16 protein-coding genes are annotated in these 17,923 nt (G+C 67.8%); 9 read left to right on the top strand and 7 right to left on the bottom strand.

Translation table 11 applies throughout. The annotated features are described in order from the left end of the window. Positions 1-64 precede the first annotated feature (64 nt). Positions 65-1,195, top strand: a complete 1,131-nt coding sequence (locus HUW53_RS07735; protein WP_237345177.1) for a zinc-binding metallopeptidase family protein — start codon at positions 65-67, stop codon at positions 1,193-1,195. A gap of 125 nt (positions 1,196-1,320) precedes the next feature. On the opposite strand, the gene topA is transcribed toward HUW53_RS07735, so the two are convergent. Next, positions 1,321-4,038 carry a type I DNA topoisomerase gene (topA, locus tag HUW53_RS07740; protein ID WP_237345178.1) on the bottom strand — a complete coding sequence of 906 codons (2,718 nt, stop codon included), beginning with the start codon at positions 4,036-4,038 and terminating at the stop codon, positions 1,321-1,323. A gap of 378 nt (positions 4,039-4,416) precedes the next feature. On the opposite strand from topA, the gene HUW53_RS07745 reads away from it, so the two are divergent. Then, on the top strand, positions 4,417-4,662 hold the full coding sequence (locus tag HUW53_RS07745; RefSeq protein WP_237345179.1) for a hypothetical protein: 246 nt from the start codon (positions 4,417-4,419) through the stop codon (positions 4,660-4,662). Positions 4,663-4,676: 14 nt separating this feature from the next. Here the strand turns inward: HUW53_RS07745 and dprA are convergent, their stop codons facing one another. The 4 genes from dprA to HUW53_RS07765 are packed head-to-tail and all read right to left on the bottom strand — an operon-like array spanning position 4,677 to position 8,777. After that, a complete protein-coding gene (gene dprA, locus HUW53_RS07750) occupies positions 4,677-5,858 on the bottom strand; it encodes a DNA-processing protein DprA (protein WP_237345180.1) in 1,182 nt (393 codons plus the stop codon). 14 nt (positions 5,859-5,872) lie between these two features. Continuing rightward, positions 5,873-6,481, bottom strand: coding sequence for a glycerol-3-phosphate 1-O-acyltransferase PlsY (gene plsY / locus HUW53_RS07755; RefSeq protein ID WP_237345181.1), 609 nt, complete (start codon positions 6,479-6,481; stop codon positions 5,873-5,875). 39 nt (positions 6,482-6,520) lie between these two features. After that, entirely contained in the window at positions 6,521-7,837 is a 1,317-nt protein-coding gene (locus tag HUW53_RS07760) for a dihydroorotase (RefSeq protein WP_237345182.1), read from the bottom strand. Then, entirely contained in the window at positions 7,830-8,777 is a 948-nt protein-coding gene (locus HUW53_RS07765) for an aspartate carbamoyltransferase catalytic subunit (protein ID WP_237345183.1), read from the bottom strand. Before HUW53_RS07765 ends, HUW53_RS07760 begins: the two co-directional genes overlap by 8 nt. 221 nt (positions 8,778-8,998) lie before the next feature. On the opposite strand from HUW53_RS07765, the gene HUW53_RS07770 reads away from it, so the two are divergent. After that, positions 8,999-9,451 (top strand): hypothetical protein, encoded by a 453-nt coding sequence (locus tag HUW53_RS07770; RefSeq protein WP_237345184.1) that lies wholly within the window; start codon positions 8,999-9,001, stop codon positions 9,449-9,451. A 78-nt stretch (positions 9,452-9,529) separates the two neighbouring features. Here the strand turns inward: HUW53_RS07770 and HUW53_RS07775 are convergent, their stop codons facing one another. Further along, positions 9,530-10,468, bottom strand: a complete 939-nt coding sequence (locus HUW53_RS07775; RefSeq protein WP_237345185.1) for an AEC family transporter — start codon at positions 10,466-10,468, stop codon at positions 9,530-9,532. Between the two features lie 279 nt (positions 10,469-10,747). On the opposite strand from HUW53_RS07775, the gene HUW53_RS07780 reads away from it, so the two are divergent. Beyond that, on the top strand, positions 10,748-12,226 hold the full coding sequence (locus tag HUW53_RS07780) for a methyl-accepting chemotaxis protein (RefSeq protein ID WP_237345186.1): 1,479 nt from the start codon (positions 10,748-10,750) through the stop codon (positions 12,224-12,226). A 72-nt stretch (positions 12,227-12,298) separates the two neighbouring features. Here HUW53_RS07780 and ruvX read toward each other — a convergent pair whose 3' ends face one another. Beyond that, entirely contained in the window at positions 12,299-12,835 is a 537-nt protein-coding gene (gene ruvX, locus HUW53_RS07785; protein ID WP_237345187.1) for a Holliday junction resolvase RuvX, read from the bottom strand. A gap of 164 nt (positions 12,836-12,999) precedes the next feature. Between ruvX and HUW53_RS07790 the strand changes: the two genes are divergently transcribed. From HUW53_RS07790 to HUW53_RS07810, 5 genes are all read left to right on the top strand, one after another. Beyond that, on the top strand, positions 13,000-13,716 hold the full coding sequence (locus HUW53_RS07790) for a metal-dependent hydrolase (RefSeq protein WP_237345188.1): 717 nt from the start codon (positions 13,000-13,002) through the stop codon (positions 13,714-13,716). An 82-nt stretch (positions 13,717-13,798) separates the two neighbouring features. Next, the gene (recQ, locus tag HUW53_RS07795; RefSeq protein WP_237345189.1) at positions 13,799-15,643 is read left to right on the top strand and encodes a DNA helicase RecQ; all 1,845 of its coding nucleotides are present in this window, start codon (positions 13,799-13,801) and stop codon (positions 15,641-15,643) included. 214 nt (positions 15,644-15,857) lie between these two features. Further along, on the top strand, positions 15,858-16,145 hold the full coding sequence (gene gatC, locus HUW53_RS07800; protein ID WP_237345190.1) for an Asp-tRNA(Asn)/Glu-tRNA(Gln) amidotransferase subunit GatC: 288 nt from the start codon (positions 15,858-15,860) through the stop codon (positions 16,143-16,145). Then, positions 16,142-17,626 carry an Asp-tRNA(Asn)/Glu-tRNA(Gln) amidotransferase subunit GatA gene (gene gatA, locus HUW53_RS07805; RefSeq protein WP_237345191.1) on the top strand — a complete coding sequence of 495 codons (1,485 nt, stop codon included), beginning with the start codon at positions 16,142-16,144 and terminating at the stop codon, positions 17,624-17,626. The genes gatC and gatA overlap by 4 nt, the downstream gene beginning before the upstream one ends. Next, positions 17,614-17,904 (top strand): chorismate mutase, encoded by a 291-nt coding sequence (locus tag HUW53_RS07810; RefSeq protein ID WP_237345192.1) that lies wholly within the window; start codon positions 17,614-17,616, stop codon positions 17,902-17,904. Before gatA ends, HUW53_RS07810 begins: the two co-directional genes overlap by 13 nt. Positions 17,905-17,923 lie beyond the last annotated feature (19 nt).

The raw sequence follows: 17,923 nt of genomic DNA on the forward strand, positions 1-17,923 counted from the left end.
TTTCAGATGCAAGTGGGCGATATTGGCGCAATCTTTGTTCCGGCGAAGGCGAAGGTGCAGGACGATGCGGCTGTTTCGATGCGAGGTCTGCGGCCAGCTTCTCTATTTCGAAAACCGGCGCTGCGAAAAGTGCGGCCATGCCCTCGGTTACCTGCCTGAACGTAACAACCTGATGGAGTTGGAGCCCGAGGGCGACGCCTTCCGCGCGGTGGGGGTCGAGAAGCGGCGCTTCCGTTTCTGCGCCAACGCCGCCTATGATGTCTGCAACTGGCTGGTGCCGGCCGAGCAGGAGGGCGAATACTGCCTCGCCTGCCGCCATAATCGCACCGTGCCGGACTTGACCCATCCACATTATTTGAAGAAGTGGCAGCGCATCGAGGTGGCCAAACACCGCCTTATCTATTCGCTGTTGCAGCTCAACCTGCCTCTGGAGAGCAATGAGGACCGCGAAGGGGGCCTGTGCTTCGATTTTCTCGCGGACCCGTCCGAGCAGGATGCGCCGAAGATCATGACAGGCCATGATGAAGGGCTCATCACCATAGCCCTGGCAGAGGCCGACGACGCGGAGCGGGAGCAGCGCCGCAATGATCTGGGCGAGCTGTATCGCACCCTGCTCGGGCACTTCCGGCACGAGGTGGGGCATTATTATTGGAACTGCTTGGTGCGGGATGCGGGGCGCGTTTCGGCGTTCCGCGCGGTGTTCGGTGACGAAAGCGCCGATTATGGGGAGGCCCTCAAAGCCTATTACAAGGCTGGTCCCTCTGCCGATTGGCAGGTTAACCACGTTTCGGCTTATGCCACCTCCCATCCGTGGGAGGACTTCGCCGAGACATTCAAGCACTACATCCACATCGTTGATACGCTGGAGATGGTCGGGGCGTTCGGCATGCGGGTGGCGCCGCGGCTCGATCGCAGCGGCGATCTCAAGTCTCAGGTGGATTTCAACCCGTACCGAGCCTACGACATTCAGGACATGGTGGGGGCGTGGCTACCCATCGCGTTCGCGCTCAACAGCCTCAACCGCTGCATGGGCATGGCGGATGCCTACCCCTTCATCCTGAGCCCCGGTGTGATCGTCAAGCTCGGCTTCGTGCACCATCTGGTGCACCGCGCCGCGCCCGCCGATCCGGTGCGCGCGGCGGTTGCAGAGCGCCGGGAGGCGGGAGCGCCGCCGACTGCCGCCGCTGTCGGGTGACGGCCCGCAACGGAAACCTCAACGGGCGGACCGTGGCGCGGCCGCCGCCCCGTTGGGACGTCCCTTGGGGAGCCTCCCTTGGGGAACCTCCCTTGGGGGACGCCCCTTTGGCGATGGTCGGGGCCTCAATCGGTGGCCGAGGCGCTTTTCGTCTTCTTCGCCGGGGCCTTGGCGGTGGTCGCCTTTTTCGTAGCGGGCTTCTTCGCGGCCGGCTTCTTGGCTGTCGACGTCTTGGTCGTCGCGCCGTCGAACGGAGCGGCCTCGCCGTCGTCCCCTGCCGATGCCTTGGCCTTGGCGCCCGCCTTCGCGGTGGTCTTGCGCGGGGCCTTGGCCGGCGTGGTCGCGGCCTTGGCGTCGATGAGCCCCACCGCGTCCGCGAGGGTCAGCGCTTCCGGGTCCATGGACTTGGGCAGGGTGGCGTTCACCTTGCCGTGGTTCACATAGGGGCCGAAGCGGCCGGCGCGCACGGTGATCGGCCCGCCCAGGGTGGGATGGTCGCCGAGACCGCGGCCGGCCGGGGTGGCGCCGCGCGGGCCGCGACCCTTGGTCTGCTTCTCGGCGATCAGCGTTACAGCGCGGTTGAGGCCGATGTTGAGCACATCGTCCCCGGTCTCCAGGTTCGCATAGGTGCGCCCGTGCTGCACATAAGGCCCATAGCGGCCGATGCCGGCCAGGATGGGGTCGCCGTCCTCCGGATGCTTGCCGACCTCGCGCGGCAGCGCCAGGAGCTTCAGGGCGGTGTCGAGATCCACATCGGCGGCCGCCAGGCCCTTGGGCAGCGACGAGCGCTTGGGCTTCTCGCCGTCCTTGCCCTCGCCGAGCTGGAGGTAGGTGCCGAAGCGGCCCGCGCGCACGGTCACTTCTTCCCCGCTCTCCGGGTCGAGCCCGATCACGCGCTTGCCGTCGCCCTCCGGGGAGCCGTCCCCGGTGAGGGGCTGGGTGTGGCGGCATTCAGGATAGTTCGAGCAGCCGATGAAGGCGCCGAACTTGCCCATCTTCAGCGACAGACGCCCGGCTCCGCAGGTGGGGCACAGGCGGGGATCCGAGCCGTCCGCCTTGGGCGGGAAGATGTGGGCGGTGAGCATCTCGTCGAGGGCATCGAGCACCTGCGAGACGCGCAGCTCCTTGGTGGCGCCGATGGCGGCGTGGAAATCCTTCCAGAAGTCACGCAGCACCTGCTTCCAGTCGAGCTGCGCCGCGGAGACCTCGTCCAGCTTTTCTTCCAGGTCGGCGGTGAAATCGTATTCCACATAGCGCTTGAAGAAGCTCTCGAGGAATGCGGTGACGAGCCGGCCCTTGTCCTCCGGCAGCAGCTTCTTCTTTTCGAGCTTCACATATTCGCGGTCGCGCAGCACCGCGAGCACGGCGGCGTAGGTGGAGGGGCGGCCGATGCCGAGCTCCTCCATGCGCTTCACGAGCGAGGCTTCCGAATAGCGCGGCGGCGGCTCGGTGAAGTGCTGGGCGGTTTCGATCCCGCGCTTGTCGAGGCCTTCGCCGGCGCTCATGGCGGGCAGGCGGCGGCCCTCCTCGTCCTCGTCGTCATCGTCCTTGCCCTCGCGATAGAGGGCCAGGAAGCCATCGAACTTCACCACCGTGCCGGTGGCGGACAGGTCGAGGGTGCGGCCTCCCGCTTTCGCCTCGATGTCGGCGGTGGTGCGCTCCAGCTCCGCCGATTCCATCTGGCTGGCGATGGTGCGGGTCCAGATGAGTTCGTAGAGCTTGGCCTGCTCGCCGTCGAGATGGCGCGCCGCCTCGCGGGGATGCCGGCCGGGATCGGTGGGGCGGATGGCCTCGTGGGCTTCCTGGGCGTTCTTGGCCTTCACCGTGTATTTGCGCGGCACGCCGGGCAGATAGCGGGCGCCGAACTGCTTGCCGATGGCGCCGCGGGTGGCGGCGATGGCTTCCGGCGCCATGTCCACGCCGTCGGTTCGCATATAGGTGATGAGACCCACTGTTTCGCCGCCCACGTCCACGCCCTCATAAAGGCGCTGGGCGATCTGCATGGTGCGCGCCGGGGCCAGGCCGAGCTTGCGGCTCGCCTCCTGCTGCAGGGTCGAGGTGGTGAAGGGGGGCTGCGGATGCCGTTTCACCGGCTTGGCTTCCACCGAGCGCACCCGGAACGCCGCGCTCTCCAGCGCCGTGCGGAAGGCCTGGGCCTCCTCGGCCGAGCCCACGGAGAGGCGGGTGATCTTCTTGCCGTCGGCACCGGCCAGGCGCGCCTCGAACTCCTCCGCGCGGGGCGTGGCGAGACGGGCGACGATGGACCAATACTCCCGCGCGACGAAGGTCTCGATCTCTCGTTCCCGCTCGCAGACCAGACGCAGCGCCACCGACTGCACCCGGCCGGCGGAACGGGCGCCGGGCAGCTTGCGCCACAGCACCGGCGAGAGCGTGAACCCCACCAGATAATCAAGGGCGCGACGGGCGAGGTAGGCATCCACCAGCGCGACGTCGATGGCGCGCGGCGCCTTCATGGCGTCGAGCACGGCCTGCTTGGTGATGGCGTTGAAGACGACGCGCTCCACCTTCTGGTGCTTCAGCGCTTTCTTTTGTCGCAGTACCTCCAGCACATGCCAGGAGATGGCCTCGCCCTCGCGATCCGGGTCGGTGGCGAGGATGAGCGCGTCCGCCCCCTTCACCGCGCTCGCGATCTCGTTGAGCCGTTTCTGCGCCTTGGGGTCCACTTCCCAAAGCATGTGGAAGTCGGCGTCGGGGTCCACGGACCCGTCCTTCGAGGGCAGGTCCCGCACATGGCCATAGGAGGCGATGACCTCATAGCCCGGACCCAGATATTTGTTGATCGTCTTCGCTTTGGCCGGCGATTCGACGATGACGACCTGCATGACCTAACGTCTCTCTCTGGTCCGTGGCCCCATTGCGCGGACCTTCGGAGAGCGCCGACGCGAGCCGTTCCCCCACGGGCGGCGGCCGATGCCGCAAGCCCGTCGCGGGTGTCGTCTCGTTGCGCCGGTAGCTCCCCCCAAGCTGGAACCCTCGGTCGACCGCGCTCGTTTCACAGCGGAAACGGCACCTTGGGCCGGCAAGGTTTCCAAAAGGCGGCTGCAAGATGGGCACGCCGGCGGCACCTGTCAAATGCCAAGGTCCGTGGCGCGCCCTCCGGCTTCCCTTGCAGAATACAACCGGTGGTATGTTTTAATATGAAAATCAATCTTTAAGACGTATTTGCCAACCATTTGAATGGTCGTCGACGGGATCGCTCCATGAACAAGACAGCAGGCGACAGGACCTCTGGGGATGTCATGTCCGGGCCACAGCCGCCCGAGCTGCAGATGGACGACCCCGCATCGGTGGCCGCCTATATTGCGGTGTTGAGCGAGGAGCTGTCGCGGCTGGCGCGCGGCAGCGGGCTTGTCACACTCTCTTATATCCTCGACATGGCGCGCCTCGAAGCCCGCGCCGTGGTCACGGTGAAGGCGGGGGGTGGGGATGGCGCGACGACGCCCTGAGCCGCCGGGGGCGCTCAGCGCAGCGCCACAAGCGCGGGGCCGGGCCGGTCGAGCCGTCCGGCGAGGTCGAGTTCCAGGAGCACGATCTGAACCTCCGCGACCGCGCAGCCCGATAGCCGCACCAGATCGTCGATGGCCGTCGGGGCGGGGCCGAGCAGCTCGATGATGCGGGCGCGGGCGTCGGCGGCGGGTTCGGCCGGCTCCGGGCCGTGGTCCGCCGGCGGCTGTTCCGCCTCCAGCCTGCTTTCGGGCGGGCGGCCGAGGAGGGGCGCCAGCACCTCGATGATGTCGGCGGCATCGGTGACCAGGGTCGCGCCCTGCTTCAGCAGGCGGTTGGTGCCGCCCGCCCGCGGATCCAGCGGAGAGCCGGGCACGGCGAACACCTCGCGCCCCTGCTCGGCGGCGAGGCGTGCGGTGATCAGGGAGCCGGAGCGCTCGGCCGCCTCCACCACCACCACGCCCAGCGCCATGCCCGAGACCAGGCGATTGCGGCGCGGAAAGTCGCGGGCGCGCGGTTCCCAGGTGAGGGGCATTTCGGAGACGATGGCGCCCTTGTCCGCCACGCTCTCGATGAGTTTCATGTTTTCCGGTGGATAGGGCCGGGCGAGGCCGCCGGCGAACACGCCGACCGTGCCGGTCTCAAGGCTCGCCTCATGGGCGGCGGCGTCGATGCCGCGCGCGAGGCCCGACACCACCACCCAGCCGTCGGCGCCCAGCTCGCGCGCGATCTTCTGGGCGAAGGTGCGCCCGGCGGCCGAGGCGTTGCGGGCGCCCACGATGCCCACCATGGGCCCGCGCAGCACCTCGCCCCGCCCGCGCACCGCGAGCAGGGGCGGAGCGTCGTCGAGGTTGCGCAGGGCAAACGGATAGTCCTGTTCCCCGAGCGCCACCAGGCGGGCCTTGCCACGGGCGAGCGCCGCCATCTCGGCTTCGGCCTCGGCACGGGTGGGGGTCTGGGGCGGCAGCAGGCGCCCGCCGCGCCGGGCGAGGGTGGGTAGCGCCTCCAGCGCCGCCGCTGCGCCGCCGAACTGGTTGATGAGGGTGCGGAAGGTGCGGGGGCCGACGTTTTCCGTGCGAATGAGGCGGAGCCAGTCGAGGCGCTGTTCCGGGCTCAGCAGCTCACCCTTGCCGGGGCCTGCCTTCTGCGGGCTTGCCGTGTTCTGGCCCTTGGTGCCTGTGGTGCGCTTGGCGGCCATGGTCGCGCCGCCCCTCAGCTCTTCGCGCCGATCTTGCCCTCGGTTCCGTTGGTCAGGCGCTGGATGTTCTGGCGATGCTTGATCCACAACAGCAAGGTCAGCACCCCGAGCAGCATCGCCATCTGGTCGTCGCCCTTCCACATCACGAGCAGCACGCTCGCCAGCGACGCGCAGAGCGCGGACAGGGACGAATAGCGGCTGAAATAGGCAACAATCAGCCAGACCAGCGCGAACACGGCGGCGATCGGCCAAGCGAGCCCCAGCGTGATTCCGAGAAAGGTCGCGACCCCCTTGCCGCCCCTGAACCTCAGCCACACCGGGAAGATATGGCCGAGGAACGCGCCCAGAGCCGCGGCGAGCGCGGCGGTTTCCCCACCCAGAGAATCGGCAACCATGACCGCCACCGTGCCCTTGAGGGCGTCGCCCAGCAGCGTGAGGACGGCGAGATCCTTGCGGCCGGTGCGCAGCACGTTGGTGGCGCCGATGTTGCCGGATCCGATGGTTCGGATGTCCTTGGTGCCCGCGCGGCGGGTCAGCAGCAGGCCGAAGGGGATGGACCCCAGGAGATAGCCGAACACCAGCGCCAGCGGGTGCAGGAGGGACGGCGGAAGATCAGCGAGCATGGCGGACCCGAAGGCGGGAGGTCAAATCAGTCGCGGCGGTTAAACGTATTCGTAGACCACCTCGCCGGCAACGATGGTGCGCTGGACCCGTCCGGTCAGCCGCGCCTCGTCGAACGGCGTGTTGCGCGAGCGCGACTTGAGCTGTCCCGGCTCCAGCACGAACGGCAGGTCGGGATCGAACACGATCACGTCGGCCGGGGCGCCCGGCTTCAGCGTGCCGGCGTCGAGGCCGAGGATCTGCGCCGGGCGCGTGGAGAGCGTCGCCAGCAGGCTCACGATGTCCACCGCATCGGAATGCACGAGGCGCAAGGCGGCCGGCAGCAGGGTCTCAAGGCCGATGGCGCCGGGCTCCGCCTCGGAGAACGGCAGGCGCTTGCCTTCCACGTCCTGGGGCACATGGTCGGACACCATCACGTCCACGAGGCCGGAGGACACGGCGCGAATGAGCGCCTGCCGGTCCTCCTCGGCGCGTAATGGCGGCTGCAGCCGGAAATAGGTGCGGTAGCCGGAGACGTCGAGCTCGTTGAAGGACAAATGGTTGATCGAGACCGAGGCGGTCACCGGCAGCCCGGCTTCCTTCGCCCGCTCCAGCACCTCCAGCGATTCGGCGCAGGTGAGGGCGGCGGCGTGGTAGCGCCCGCGCACCCCCGCCACGAGCCGCAGATCCCGTTCGAGGATGATGGTTTCTGCCGCCTTGGGAATGCCGGCGAGGCCGAGCCGGGACGCGAACTCCCCCTCGTTCATGGCGCCATTGGAAAGGGTGGCGTCCTCGGTGTGGTGGACGATGAGGGCGTCGAAGTCGCGGGCGTAGGTGAGGGCGCGCCGCAGTATCAGGGCGTTCATGATGGACTTGTGGGCATCGGTGAAGGCGACGGCCCCGGCGGCCTTCAGCAGGCCCACCTCCGTCATCTCCTCGCCCTTCAGGCCGCGGGTGATGGCGGCCATGGGATGCACGCGCACCACGGCCGTGTCACGGGCGCGGCGCAAGATGAAATCGACGATGGCCGGGTCGTCCACCACCGGGTCGGTGTCCGGCTGGCACACCAGGGTGGTGACGCCGCCCGCCGCCGCCGCATGGCTGGCGGACGCCAAGGTTTCCAGATGCTCGAAGCCGGGTTCGCCGACGAAGGCACGCATGTCCACCAGGCCGGGGGCGACCACGGAACCGGCGCAATCCACCACCTCCGCGCCCTCGGGAATGCCGGCGGCGGCGAGGCCGAACGCGGCGTCCTTGATGACACCCTCGGCGAGATAGAGGTCGCCCGTGAAGTCCGCCCCGCGGGACGGATCGATGATGCGGGCGTTGGCAAGGAGGAGCGGGCGCGGCTCACGCGCGAAGGAGCGGGCGTCACGCATTGGGAAGCTTCCGGGCCAGAGTGTCGAGCACCGCCATGCGCACGGCGACGCCCATCTCCACCTGCTCGCGGATCAGCGAGCGGGGGCTGTCGGCGACCGCCGAATCGATCTCGACGCCGCGGTTCATGGGGCCGGGGTGCATCACCAGCGCGTCCTTGGCGGCGATGCGCAGCTTGGCCTCGTCGAGGCCAAAATAGTGGAAGTATTCCCGCACCGATGGCACGAACGAGCCGCTCATGCGCTCGCGCTGGAGGCGCAGCATCATCACGATGTCCGCCCCTTCGAGCCCCGCTTCCATGGAGCGGTAGACCTCGACCCCGAACTGGTCGATGCCGGCCGGCAGCAAAGTGGAGGGCGCCACCACCCGCACCCGCGCTCCGAGGGTGGAGAGCAGGAGGATGTTGGAACGCGCCACCCGCGAGTGGAGTACGTCGCCGCAGATGGCGACGGTCAGCCCCTCGATCCGCCCCTTGTTGCGGCGGATGGTGAGGGCGTCCAGCAGGGCCTGGGTGGGATGCTCGTGGGCGCCGTCGCCGGCATTGACCACGCAGCAGTCCACTTTGCGGGCCAGCAGCGCCACCGCGCCCGAGGCGTGGTGCCGCACCACCAATATATCGGGGTGCATGGCGTTGAGCGTGATCGCGGTATCCACCAGCGTCTCGCCCTTTTTCACGGAGGACGAGCCCACCGACATGTTCATCACGTCCGCCCCGAGTCGCTTTCCGGCGATCTCGAAGGAGGACTGTGTGCGGGTGGAGGCCTCGAAGAACAGGTTGATCTGGGTACGCCCACGCAAGGTAGAGCGTTTCTTCTCGATCTGCCGGTTGAGTTCGACGAACTCCTCGGCAAGGTCGAGCAGGGACAGGATCTCGCTGGCGGTGAGGCCTTCGATGCCGAGCAGGTCTCGGCCGGAGAGGGTGAAGGCGGGAGCGGATGACATGGCAGGCGCGAGGCATATCCGCAGCAGGCCCGCCCGGCAAGCCGAAGCCGCATCTTTGCGCGGCTTTGGCGGGGGATTGGCGGATGTGGCGTCGCGCGATCTCGCGGCCGTGTAGATCGGGTGCAATGTTCCGGCCCTAAGGTGCGGGCCTGTGTCTTTGAGAATCGGCGGCGGCGTGAAGGCGCCGCCGGTTGCGCAGTTGGAGGCAACGGAGTTCTGTCATGACGTCCAGGATCGGAGCAGGGGGCCGGGCGGCGGCTCTGGCGTTGCTGGCCGGCGGGGTCCTTGCCCTCGCCCCGATGGCTTGCGCCACGGATCTCTACGGGGTGCAGCCGACGGTGAAGGCCCCGCCGGTGGCGCGCGTCCCCCCGCCTCCGCCTCCGCAGCAGCAGGGGGGCGGCTGGTATCAGGGATGCTGGAATTGCATGCCGCCCGCGCCCTCAACCGGTGCGCCGGGCGTGGCGCTCGGCATCGGCAATGCGCCGGTGGTGGTGGGTGCGGTGCCCCCGCCCATCTATTACGGCCAGCCGCCGCGGGTCTATCTCTACCCGGTGCCGGAGGTCTACGTGCAGGGGCCGGTGGGGCCGATTGCGGCGCCTGCGCCGGTCAATCCGCGCAGTTGCTGGGTCAGCACCGGTCCGGGCAGCGCTGGCTACTGGGTCTCTCCCTGCTGAAGGGGTGTTCCGCGGGCCGTTCGCGCCGCGACCCATTGGGCGCCACGGCGCGGCGGTTCCGGCGCGCCGCATCCGGCGTCAGCCCGCGAAGGCGGACGCCACCGCCACGACCAGGGGCAGGGTGAAGGCCGCGGCGATGATCTGCAGGGTGAGGATTTCCGCCAGCAGCGTCGCGTTGCCGCCCATCTGGCGCGCCAGCATGTAGCCCGCCGGCGCCGACGGAACCCCCGCGATCAGGGCCACGACCACCAGTTCCGCGCCTGAGAGCCCCACCAATAGGCCGATGCTGATGGCGATCGCCGGCTTCACCAGGAGCTTGGTCGCCAGCGAGGCCACCACCAGTGGTTTCAGGCGCGCCATGGTGTGGAGCGCCAGTCCGCCGCCCACCACCAGCAGGCCCACGGCGAGGGACGCCCGGCCCAGGATATCGCCGAATTCCAACACCACGCGCGGCACGGGAATGTGCAGCACGTTCAGCGCGGCGCCGACCAGGCAGGCGGAAATGTAAGGATTGCGCGCAAGCTGCCCGAGGATGTAGCGCCGCGTGGGTGGCTCGCGCCCGGAGAAGGCGGCCAGCACCAGGACCGCGCTCACGTTCACTACCGGGATCAGCGTGACCAGCGCCAGCGCCGCGATGGTGATGCCTTCGGCGCCGAACAGCCCACCCGCCACCGCGAGCACCACATAAGTGTTCCACCGCACCGCGCCTTGGTAGAACGAGGTGAAGTCCGGGCCATCCGCCGCGAATGCGCGCCGCACCGGCCGGTTCAGCGCGACCAGCAGCGCCGATAGCAGCAGCACCGTTGCGATCAATGTGCCCGCCACGGCGAAGATGTTGACCTTGGAGAGGTCCGCCTTGACGGCCGAAACCACCAGCAGCGCCGGAAACAGCACGAAATAGGTGAGCTTTTCCAGCGCCACCCAATGGACGGCGTCGGTCAGCAGGAGCCGGCGCAGCAGGACGCCGAGGGCGATGACGAGGAAGACGGGAACGAGCGCGCTGAGGATGGTCGCCATGATCACGCTGAAGGGTGATGAGCCCGCCCATCGTTACCTATGGTCACGTTGGCGGGTCGGGAAGGTCGTTGTTCACGGCACCCTTTCGCGGCCGCCACGCCCTCGCAAGCCATTTGTTGCATTCCCCAACGCTCATCATTCTGTCACGGCCATTGCTGCTCCAGCTTCAGACAAGCTCAACTTTTTAGCCTATGGGGAAAGGGGGAAACCGGAGAGGGCCTTAAGGCGCTTTCGTCTCGCCCGCGTTGGTATTTCGCGCCGTGCTGCGGAAGGGTTATCATGTCTGTCGTTGCATTCAGCCGAGCCGCGCGAAAAGACGCGGCCGCGCAGGCTACCCAGGTTCTCGACAATTTGCCGGTCGCGGTGCTCTTGTGCGATCCGGCCTCTTTCACCGTCATTTATGCCAATGCGCGGTCGCTGGAGCTGCTGGAGAGCCTCGCGCACCTGTTGCCGGTACCGCCGCGGAGCATCGTCGGCGCGCCCCTCGACATGCTGTTCGCGAATCATTCAGCTCGTCCGCGCGACCTCATGGCCGATCCGGCGAAGCTGCCGCTGCGCCTCGTCCTGCGGCTCGGCGACGAAACGATTGAGCTGAAGGCCAATGTCGTCCGCGATCGCAAGGGCAACTATGCTCAGACCGAGATCACCTGGGACGTGGTGAGCGAGGAGGCGCGCAACGCCCGGCGCACGGAGGTGCTCTTCCACATGCTGGAAGACGTGCCGATCAACGTGATGACCTGCTCGCTGGACGACTTCCGCATCGATTATGCCAACCGGGCCAGCCGCGAGACCCTGAAACGCCTGGAGCAACACCTGCCGGTGAAAGCGTCCGAGGTGATCGGCGCCTCCATCGACGTATTCCATAAGCAGCCGCACATGCAGCACCGGTTGCTGAAGGACTCCGCCAATCTGCCCCATTCGGCATTGATCCACATTGGCCCCGAGGTGCTCGACCTGCGCATGGCGGCGATCCACGGCGACGACGGGAGCTATCTCCGGCCGATGGTCACCTGGTCGGTTGCCACCGACCGGATCAAGCTGGCGGATCAGGTCACCGAAGTGGTCGGTGCCATGACCGCGTCGTCCAAGGAGATGGAGCACTCGTCCGACCGGCTGCTGGAGCTGACGGAAAACAGCGAGCGGACCTCGGCGTCGGTCTCGTCGGCGGCGGTGGAGATGTCGGCCTCCTTCGATGAAATCAGCCGCCAGATCAGCGACATGACCGGCCTCTCCGGCGACGTGGCGCAGATGGCGACGGGCGCCGACCACACCGTGGCGGGGCTGTCCGCGAGCATGGAGCGCATCGGCCAGGTCACGGCCCTGATCGAAAAGATCGCCGGGCAGACCAACCTGTTGGCGCTCAACGCCACCATTGAGGCGGCGCGGGTCGGCGAATATGGGCGCGGCTTCGCGGTGGTTGCCCAGGAAGTGAAGACCTTGGCCGTGCAGACCGCCAGCGCCATTCAGGATATTCGCCAGCTCGTGAGTTCCGTGCAGCAGGAAAGCCAGACCGCAGCGCGGGCGGTGTCGGACATTTCCGCCAAGGTGCGGCAGTTGAGCGAGGCGTTCGCGCTGATCTCAGCAGGCGTCGAGGAGCAGGCCACCACCAATCGCTCCGTGAGCCAGATGATCTCCGGCGTGTCGGATGCGGCGAGCGAGACGCGGGACGCCGCCATGGCGGTGCGCCGGGTGGCCGGAAGCTTGGGCGGCTTCGCGGAGACGCTCAATAATGAAGTGGCGTCCCTGCTGAAGAAATAAGCCAGCCCCTGTCCCGAAACGAGACGCGGGCTGGACAGGCGTGGAACAACCGGGGCACGGACGGTGTCCGAATCAGGCTTCTGGTGAAAATCCGCGTTCGTTCTCCGCATGCGACCGGCGATCGAGGAAATCGAGCGCCCCTTGCAGGATGAAGGCGGCGGCGTGCTGGTCCACCACCTGCGCCCGCTTGGCGCGGCTCACGTCGGCGGAGATCAGCGCCCGTTCGACGGCGGCGGTGGACAGGCGCTCATCCCAAAGGGCGATGGGCAGGCTGGTGAGCTTCGCGAAATTGCGGGCGAAGGCGCGGGTGGCCTGCGCGCGCGGGCCTTCCGTTCCATCCATGTTGAGCGGCAAGCCGAGCACGAAGGCGATCGCTCGCCGCTCGCCCGCGAGCGCGAGCACCCGCTGCGCATCCGCCGTGAACTTGGTGCGCCACACCGTCTCCACCACCGTGGCAAGGCGACGATCGGGATCGCAGGTGGCAACGCCGATGGTCTTGGTGCCGAGGTCGAGCCCGAGGATGGAGCCGCGGGGCGGCAGCCGATCGGCAAGGTCGGCCAGGGGACCGATGGGGGCGCTCGCGGCGGGGGAGGCGGAAGGTTCACTCATGGTCTCTGGCTAGCACGGGGCGGCGCGCGCAGCCATGGCGCCGGGGCGCGCGAGAGGGCCGTTGCGTGGGACCGAGCCTTCCCGGATACTCCCCGTCCATTCGTCATGGCCGGCGCGGCGCCGGCCCCATTTGTTCAAGAGGCGCAGCCAAAGGGCGCAATTCCATGAAGATCACCTGGTTCGGCCACGCGGCTTTCCGGCTCGATTTCGCGGGCAAGGGCGTGCTCATCGATCCCTTCTACACCGGCAATCCGAGCTTCAATTTCGGCGTGGAGAACGCCACGCGCGGGGCGACGCACATTCTGCTGACCCATGGTCATTCGGACCATATCGGCGACACCATTTCCATCGTCGAGGACGCGGCGGATGCCGGCACCGAGATCCCCGTGGTGACCAATCCCGAGGTGTGCGCCTTCCTCGCCGCCAACGGCTGCGGCGGCACCAACGTGATGATGAACACCGGCGGCACCGTGGACCTGGGCGGATTCACCGTAACCATGGCGCGGGCGGACCATTCCTCGGGCGGACCCGGATCGCCGTCCGAATATCTGGGCAATCCCACCGGCCTGATCGTGAAGGCGCCCGGCGAGCCCACCGTGTGGCACATGGGCGACACCGACATCTATTCGGACATGGCCCTGATGTGCGAGATCCATCAGCCGAAGGTGGTTATCCTGCCCATCGGCGACCGCTTCACCATGGGGCCGGAGGTCGCCGCGCTGGCGGTGAAGCGCTTCCTGCCGGGGGTCGAAGTGGTGGTGCCCTGCCATTACGGCACCTTCCCCATCCTGGTGCAGGACCCCTCGGCGTTCGTGGCGGCGCTGGAAAACCACCCGGTGAAGGTGGTGGTGCCGGCGAGCGGCGATACCTTCGAGGTCTGAGCGCGATCCGCCGGCCGTCCGTGAATGGAGGGCCGGCGCCCGCGCCCATTGCGCGACTCGGCGCGGGGCCTATAACTCGGCCATGGCCAAGTCTCAGAAGTCTTCGCCCGACGCGACGCCGCCCGAGCCGCTCCACGTCCTGCGTCAGGTGTTCGGCTACGACGCCTTTCGCGGACCCCAGCGGGAGATCGTGGAACACGTCGTGTCCGGTGGTGATGCGCTGGTGCTGATGCCCACCGGCGGCGGCAAATCCCTGTGCTATCAGGTGCCTGCGCTGGTGCGGCCGGGTACGGGCATCGTCGTTTCGCCCCTGATCGCGCTGATGCACGACCAGGTTCAGGCGTTGCGCCAGCTTGGCGTGAGGGCGGCGGCGCTCAACTCCACCCTTGCGCCCGCCGAGGCGCGGCAGGTGGAACGCGATCTGGCCAATGGCGAGCTGGACCTCGTCTATGTGGCGCCCGAGCGGCTCTTGACCGACTCGTTCCTGAACCTGTTGGCCGGCGCCCACATCGCGCTGTTCGCCATCGACGAGGCCCATTGCGTGTCCCAATGGGGGCACGATTTCCGGCCCGAATACCGGCAACTGACGGTTCTGCATGAGCGGTTTCCCGGCGTGCCGCGCGTTGCGCTCACCGCCACCGCCGATGTGCCGACCCGGCGGGAGATCGTGGAACGGCTGGCGCTGGAAGAGGGGCGGGTGTTCCTGTCCTCCTTCGACCGGCCGAACATTCGCTATCGCATCGTGCCCAAGAGCAATCCGAAGGCCCAGCTCCACACCTTCCTGAAGGAGCACGAGGGCGAGGCCGGTGTCATCTATTGCATGAGCCGCGCCAAGGTGGAGGCCACCGCCGAGATGCTGGCGACCCAGGGCCTCAACGCCTTGCCCTACCATGCGGGCCTCGACGCGGCCACGCGCGCCCGCCACCAGGATCGATTCCTCAAAGAGGAAGGCGTGGTGATGGTGGCCACGGTGGCGTTCGGCATGGGCATCGACAAGCCGGATGTGCGGTTCGTGGTGCATCTCGATCTGCCGAAAAGCATCGAGGCCTATTACCAGGAGACCGGCCGCGCCGGCCGCGACGGCCTGCCGTCCGAGGCGCTGCTGCTCTACGGCGTCGAGGATGTGGCCAAGCTCATTCAGTTCGTCTCGTCCTCCGATGCGCCCGAGGCGCGCAAGTTCGTGGAACGGCAGAAGCTCGACGCGCTGCTGGGCCTCGCGGAGACCGCGCAATGCCGGCGGCAGGTGCTGCTCGCCTATTTCGGGGAGACGCTGGCCGAGCCCTGCGGCAATTGCGACACCTGCCTTGATCCGCCCAAGACCTTCGACGGCACGCAGGCGGCGCAGAAGCTTCTCTCCTGCGTCTATCGCACCGGCGAGCGGTTCGGCGCGGGCCACGTCATCGATGTGCTGCTCGGTCAGGCGAATGAGAAGGTGCTGAAGTTCGGCCACGACCAGATCAGCACTTTCGGCATCGGCAAGGAATTCCCGCGCGACGAATGGCGGGCCATCGTGCGGCAGCTGGTGGCCATGGACCTTTTGGCGGTGGACGTGGAGGGGCACGGCGCCCTGACCCTCACCGGAAAATGCCGGCCGGTGCTGCGCGGTGCCGAACGGGTGGAGCTGAAGGCGGACGTGCGCGCCAAGGCGGCTCGCGCCGCCCGCGCCACCGCCGGACAACGTCCGCCGCGGGCGGCGCTGTCCGATCCCGGCGATGAAAGCCTGTTCCAGCGTCTGAAGACGCTGCGGCTGGAGCTGGCACGGGCCCAGGGGGTGCCGCCTTATGTCATTTTCCACGACACGACGCTGATGGAGATTGCCCGCGCGCGCCCCCATTCAATGGGGGATTTCGGCGCCATTTCCGGGGTCGGCGAGGCCAAGCTCTCGCGCTATGGCGCGCAATTCCTCCAGGTGGTGCGGGAGGGGTGAGATCATTCCGCCGACAGCCGTGAGGCGATGGGCGCTTTCGCGCGTGACGAGGGCTCCCAAGGCCTCGCGGACGAGGGCGGATGTCTCGTTTCAGGCCGGTCAGTGCCTGGGGATCATGCCGTAATGGACAGCCCGAATGGACGGCTCATGCGTAGAGTCGTTGCGTGTGCGCCGGCCCCCTTGCTATAGCGGCCTCAGCTTTTGGGAGCGTTACATGTCCGTCGATCAGGCGACCGTCCGCCGGGTGGCCCATCTTGCGCGCATCGCGGTGCGCGACGAGGAGCTTGGCCACCTTCAGAATGAACTCAACGCCATGCTTGATTTCGTGGAGCAACTGGCGGATCTCGACGTGTCCGGCGTGGAGCCGCTGACCGGCGTGGTGCCCATGCAACTCCCCATGCGCGAGGACGTGGTCACCGACGGCAATTGTCCCGACAAGGTGCTCGCCAACGCGCCCGATACCGAAGGCGGCTTCTTCACCGTGCCGAAGGTGGTGGAATGACCAATCTGACCCAGCTCACCCTGACCGAGGCCCGCGAAGGGCTGGCGGAGGGCGAATTCACCTCCGTCGAGCTGACCGAGGCCTATCTCCAGGCGATGGGCGAAGCCCGCCATCTCAACGCTTATGTGCTCGAGACGCCCGAGATCGCCCTCAAGATGGCCAAGGAGAGCGACGCGCGCATCGCCTCCGGCGATACCGGCCCGCTCGAAGGCATCCCGCTCGGCATCAAGGACATGTTCTGCACCGAGGGCGTGCGCACCACCGCGTGCTCCAAGATCCTCGAAAATTTCGTGCCGCAGTATGAGTCCACCGTCACCGCCAATCTCTGGCGCGACGGGGCGGTGATGCTGGGCAAGCTGAACAATGACGAGTTCGCCATGGGCTCGTCCAATGAAACCTCGGCCTTCGGCCCCGTGGTGTCGCCGTGGCGGCGCGACGGCGATCAGGCGCCGCTGGTGCCCGGCGGCTCGTCCGGCGGCTCGGCGGCGGCGGTGGCCGGCTTCCTGTGCGCGGGGGCGACCGGCACCGACACCGGCGGCTCCATCCGCCAGCCGGCGGCCTTCACCGGCACCGTGGGCATCAAGCCCACCTATGGGCGCTGCTCGCGCTGGGGCATCGTGGCCTTCGCCTCCTCGCTCGATCAGGCCGGCCCGTTCGCCCGATCGGTGAACGACGCGGCGCTGCTGCTGCGCTCCATGGCCGGCTACGACCCCAAGGATTCCACCAGCGTCGATCGTCCGGTGCCGGACTATCAGCAGGCGGTGGGCGCCTCGGTGAAGGGCAAGAAGATCGGCATTCCGCGCGAATACCGCATGGACGGCATGTCGGACGAGATCGACGCCCTGTGGCAGGAAGGTGCCCGGTGGCTGGAGGAGGCCGGCGCCGAGGTGGTCGACATCTCCCTGCCCCACACCAAATATGCGCTGCCGGCCTATTACATCGTGGCGCCGGCGGAAGCCTCCTCCAACCTCGCCCGCTATGACGGCGTGCGCTACGGCGTGCGCGTGCCCGGCAAGGACGTGGTGGAGATGTACGAGAATACCCGTGCCGCGGGCTTCGGCCCGGAGGTGCGGCGCCGCATCATGATCGGCACCTATGTGCTCTCGGCCGGCTATTACGACGCTTATTACCTGCGCGCGCAGAAGGTGCGGACCCTCATCAAGCGCGACTTCGACCTCGCGTTTGCGGCCGGCGTGGACGCGGTGCTCACCCCGGCGACGCCTTCGCCCGCCTTCGGCATCGGCGAGAAGCTGAAGGCCGATCCGGTGGAGATGTACCTGAACGACGTCTTCACCGTGACGGTGAACATGGCCGGCCTGCCGGGCATCTCCGTACCCGCCGGGCTCTCGGCGGATGGCCTGCCGTTGGGCCTCCAGCTCATCGGCCGCCCGTTCGAGGAGACCACTTTGTTCTCGCTCGCCGAAGTTATCGAGGAGGCGGCTGGCCGCTTCCCCGTGGAGGAGCTGTGGTGGCGGGGCTGAACGCGGCCCCGCCGGCCCTCAAGGCGGCGCGGGCGCGCATCGACGAGATCGATGCGCGCCTCATCGCGCTTCTGGTCGAGCGCTTCGGCGTGGTGGAGGGCGTGGTGGATATCAAGCGCGCCGCGGGCATTCCCGCGCTGCTCCAGGACCGGATCGACGAGGTGCTGGAGCGGGTGGAAAGCCTGGGCCGGGCGGAGGGCTTGCCTGAGGGGGTGGCGACCGCGCTCTGGCGGGTGCTGATCGCCGAAACCATCGAATACGAGAATCGCCACCTTTAGAGCCTGTTCAAGTGAATGG

This window comes from Xanthobacter agilis, from assembly GCF_021730435.1.
In the GTDB taxonomy this organism is placed as follows: domain Bacteria; phylum Pseudomonadota; class Alphaproteobacteria; order Rhizobiales; family Xanthobacteraceae; genus Xanthobacter; species Xanthobacter agilis.